Source organism: Rahnella sp. NRRL B-41462 (genome assembly GCF_003263525.1).
Classification (GTDB): Bacteria; Pseudomonadota; Gammaproteobacteria; order Enterobacterales; family Enterobacteriaceae; genus Rahnella; species Rahnella aceris.
On sequence record NZ_JYDF01000149.1, the window covers coordinates 1 to 3,936 of the forward strand.

A 3,936-nucleotide genomic window follows, 5' to 3' on the forward strand; every position below is an offset into this window, starting at 1 on the left:
CAGCCGTTTTTCTGTGCTTCCAGCACCATGCGCGCCAGACGCGGATCCACCGGCAACTGCGCCAGTTGACGACCGAGCGGTGTCAGCGTATAGCGGCCATCGACGGCGTTATTAATGGCGTTCAGCTCTTCCAGCAGACGGACGCCATCCTGAACATTGCGTTTGTCCGGCGCCTCAACAAACGGGAATGCGGCGATATCGCCCAGCCCCAGCGAGGTCATTTGTAAAATGACGGAAGCCAGATTGGTGCGCAGAATTTCAGGGTCGGTGAATTCCGGGCGCGAGAGGAAATCCTGCTCCGAATACAGGCGGATACAGATACCTTCGGAAACACGTCCGCAGCGGCCTTTACGCTGGTTAGCCGACGCCTGCGAAACCGGTTCGATCGGCAGGCGCTGCACTTTGGTGCGGAAACTGTAGCGGCTGATACGCGCGGTGCCGGGATCAATGACATATTTGATACCCGGCACGGTCAGTGAAGTTTCGGCGACGTTGGTCGCCAGCACGATACGGCGACCGGAGTGCGACTGGAATACGCGGTTCTGCTCGCTGTTCGACAGCCGCGCATACAGCGGCAAAATCTCGGTGTGAGGCAAATCCAGACGGTTCAGCGCATCGGCGGTATCACGAATTTCACGCTCACCGCTCATGAAGATCAAAATGTCGCCCATGCTTTCGCGACCGAGTTCATCGACCGCATCGAAAATCGCCTGCAACTGGTCACGATCCACATCATCTGCGTCATCCACAATCGGGCGATAACGCACGTCAACAGGATACGTCCGGCCGGAAACTTCAATGACCGGTGCATGATTAAAATGACGCGAGAACCGCTGCGGATCGATAGTTGCCGAGGTAATAATGACTTTCAGATCGGGGCGTTTTGGCAGCAACTGACGCAGGTAACCGAGGATAAAGTCGATATTCAGGCTGCGTTCATGCGCTTCATCGATGATCAGCGTGTCGTACTGCATCAGCATGCGATCCTGCTGGATCTCCGCCAGCAAGATACCGTCGGTCATCAGCTTAACGAGGGTGTTTTCACTGACCTGATCGTTAAAGCGAACTTTATAACCGACCGTGTTACCGAGCGTGGTATCCAGCTCATCGGCAATACGGTTGGCCACAGTACGCGCCGCCAGACGTCGCGGCTGGGTATGACCAATCACGCCTTTAATCCCGCGACCGAGTTCCATACAGATTTTCGGGATCTGCGTGGTTTTACCGGAGCCGGTTTCACCTGCAACAATCACTATCTGGTGATCGCGGATAGCGTTATAGATGTCTTCTTTCTTCTGGCTGACCGGCAAGTTTTCCGGATAGCTGATTTTTGGCCGTGAGGCTTCACGGGCACTGACTTTTTTCAGGCTCTCGTTGATGGCGGTCTGGATTTCAGCACTTAACGCGTCGAGTGCTTCAGGTTTATCAATCTTTCTGGCACCCTGCAAACGGCGTTGCAGGCGTTGCCGGTCACGTAGCATCAGCCCGTCTAACTGCGCTGATAATGCCGCGAGCGGTGATTTCACGTTCACAATTCCTTGTTGCATGTCAGCCGGAGAGCAAAACGTCTGCGCCAGCTGAATCTGAATGGGTGATGAGGAAGGTTTAAGCCTTGCCTGCTTGTGTCTATGTTAACACAAGGTATTGAACATGCTGAAAACGGGTGATTACGCCACAGGATTTAAGTTGTTCAAAAAAATCGATGATAGGTCTCTAAATATTGCGCTATCACTGAATAAGCTTTGTGAATAAAGTAAGTTCCATTCGGGGGACGTTCTGGTTATAAAAAACCATTCCCTATGTATCACACAGTTAAGGAACTCACTAATGAGCAAAGTACTCGTTCTGAAATCAAGCATTCTGGCTAACTTCTCTCAGTCAAACCAACTGGCCGATTACCTGATTGCACAGTATCAGTCTGCAAACAGCGGTTCTGCCGTGACAGTTCGTGACCTGGCGGCTAACCCAGTCCCTGTATTAGATGGCGAACTGGTTGGCGCACTGCGTCCTTCCGATGCTCCGCTGACGCCACGTCAGGAAGAAGCACTGGCGCTGTCTAACACCCTGATTGACGAACTGCAGGCGCATGACGTGATTGTTATCGCTGCACCCATGTACAACTTCAACATCCCGACTCAGCTGAAAACGTATTTCGACCTGGTTGCCCGTGCTGGCGTGACGTTCAAATACACCGAGAAAGGCCCTGAAGGCCTGGTGAAAGGTAAACGCGTTATCGTTCTGACCAGCCGTGGTGGTATTCATAAAGACACCCCAAGCGACCTGGTTGCCCCATACCTGTCTCTGTTCCTGGGCTTCCTGGGGATGAGCGACGTAGAATTCGTTTACGCGGAAGGTATTGCTTACGGTCCTGAAGTGGCGACCAAAGCACAGACTGATGCGAAAGCAGCAATCGATGCCGCCATCAAAGAACTGGCTGCTGCATAATTATCGTTATCACAATCTGAGCACCCATTCACTTAAGAATCTGTCCGTTCCGCTCAGATGATGTTGTGATAAAGCTATTGCGCGCTGAAAGGCGCGCTTTTTTTTGCCTGCGATCCTCTGCTTACTTCTGCAACCACTTACCATTTATGCCACGGACGTATTCGCCCTTCCCGGCACGGGCGACCAGCTTTTGTCCGGCGAGTTTTGCCACATCGTCGGTGCTGACGTTATTGTCCCGCGCCACCTGTTCGTATTGCTGTTTGCGCCCCTCGTTAATTTTTGTCGCCAGCGCGACACTGTCGGCGTCTTGTTTCAGCGGTGCCAGATAGCCGGACAAGGTTTCGCCCACGCGCCCTTGCTGTTTGGCTTCATTGAGCGTTAACGCGAACGCCTGACTGCAAAACAGTAAACCACCCGTCAGTAACATCAGGCTGATTCTCCTGATGCTGTTTTTATTGAAAAATATCGCGGACATAGTGGCCCCTAGAATAAATCGCTTTGATTCTTCAACAGATTTTCCACGTCTTTATCCACTTTGATATGGATCTCGTGTTCGATTTTCACGTTCATGTTGATGGTGATCGGCTCTTTCGGCGCGGCCAGTTCGATACGCGGCACGCAACCGCTGAGCATCATTACGCAAAGCGCCACGCCCGGGCCGACAATTCGCAATTTCATTGTTCCTTCCTCACTGTTGGATCCTTTTTCTGTCCCGCCGCAGACGGATTTTTTGACAGCGCATCAGCAGGCAAAGACATCTGCTGTTGCAGCCATTCCTGAAGATTGTCGCCAAAACGCAAACTGCGCCAAAGCTGATAGATATTTTCCTCATGGGAATAATTGAGGACAATTTCACGTTTTTCTTTATCGCCACCGTGCGTCGTGTCGGTGTAATTCACACCGTCAACTTTAGCCTTCATGGTCAGCACACCAAGATTATCCAGACTGACCTGCGCATCGGAACGGCTGATTTCCAGATAGCGCAGCAGGCCAATGACCATATTGTTGGCGAAATTGCCGCTGGCCATTGCATCGGCAAATTGCGGGTCGAGGCGCAGCGTCAGGCTGCCATCGTTTCTGATCCAACCGTTATGGATGATCCACTGCGGATTTTCCACATACAGCGGCAACTCACCATAAATCACACCGGACATCGCCAGTTGCTTGGGTTTCAGCGCCGTAAACAGTTCGCTGAGATTGATCTTTTCCAGCTTCAGCACGGCCGCATCATGCTGCGGCATACGCAGCGCCGACAAACTGAGATGACCACGCAATATATCGACGCCCAGATTGCTCAGGGTCAGTGGCGTTTGTTCACTCCACGGATAATGTCCCTGTAAATCGGCCGTCACGTTCTGCATTTTGACCAGATTGTTCACTTCGCCGATACGCAGCGTCACCGGCTTTTTCACGCCGAGCTGCCAGACCTGATCCTGAAGGCGATACGGCAGGCTGAAATCCAGCCCGCTCAGGTCGCCGTCTTGCATCCAG

The 3,936-nt window shown here is 52.4% G+C and carries 5 protein-coding genes; 1 reads left to right on the forward strand and 4 read right to left on the reverse strand.

The window, feature by feature from the left end:
* Nucleotides 1–1,526, reverse strand: a 1,526-nt coding sequence (gene hrpA, locus UC14_RS25200) for an ATP-dependent RNA helicase HrpA (protein ID WP_112198662.1), incomplete at its 3' end; no start/stop codon positions are given.
* Between the two features lie 301 nt (nt 1,527–1,827).
* Here hrpA and UC14_RS25205 point away from each other — a divergent pair.
* Nucleotides 1,828–2,445: an FMN-dependent NADH-azoreductase gene (locus UC14_RS25205; protein ID WP_013575404.1), complete on the forward strand. Its 618-nt coding sequence runs from the start codon at nt 1,828–1,830 to the stop codon at nt 2,443–2,445.
* A gap of 121 nt (nt 2,446–2,566) precedes the next feature.
* Here UC14_RS25205 and UC14_RS25210 read toward each other — a convergent pair whose 3' ends face one another.
* From UC14_RS25210 to UC14_RS25220, 3 genes are all read right to left on the reverse strand, one after another.
* Nucleotides 2,567–2,872: a YdbL family protein gene (locus tag UC14_RS25210; RefSeq protein WP_013575403.1), complete on the reverse strand. Its 306-nt coding sequence runs from the start codon at nt 2,870–2,872 to the stop codon at nt 2,567–2,569.
* 56 nt (nt 2,873–2,928) lie between these two features.
* Nucleotides 2,929–3,123 (reverse strand): YnbE family lipoprotein, encoded by a 195-nt coding sequence (locus UC14_RS25215; RefSeq protein WP_112198663.1) that lies wholly within the window; start codon nt 3,121–3,123, stop codon nt 2,929–2,931.
* Nucleotides 3,120–3,936: YdbH domain-containing protein (locus UC14_RS25220; RefSeq protein ID WP_198670119.1), on the reverse strand; the 817-nt coding region annotated here is incomplete at its 5' end. The genes UC14_RS25215 and UC14_RS25220, both read right to left, overlap by 4 nt.

Excerpts from the sequence above, each read along its gene's own strand:
- UC14_RS25210 (WP_013575403.1), bottom strand. The coding sequence starts at position 2,872 with ATGTTACTGACGGGTGGTTTACTGTTTTGCAGTCAGGCGTTCGCGTTA.
- UC14_RS25215 (WP_112198663.1), bottom strand. The coding sequence starts at position 3,123 with ATGAAATTGCGAATTGTCGGCCCGGGCGTGGCGCTTTGCGTAATGATG.
- UC14_RS25205 (WP_013575404.1), top strand. The coding sequence starts at position 1,828 with ATGAGCAAAGTACTCGTTCTGAAATCAAGCATTCTGGCTAACTTCTCT.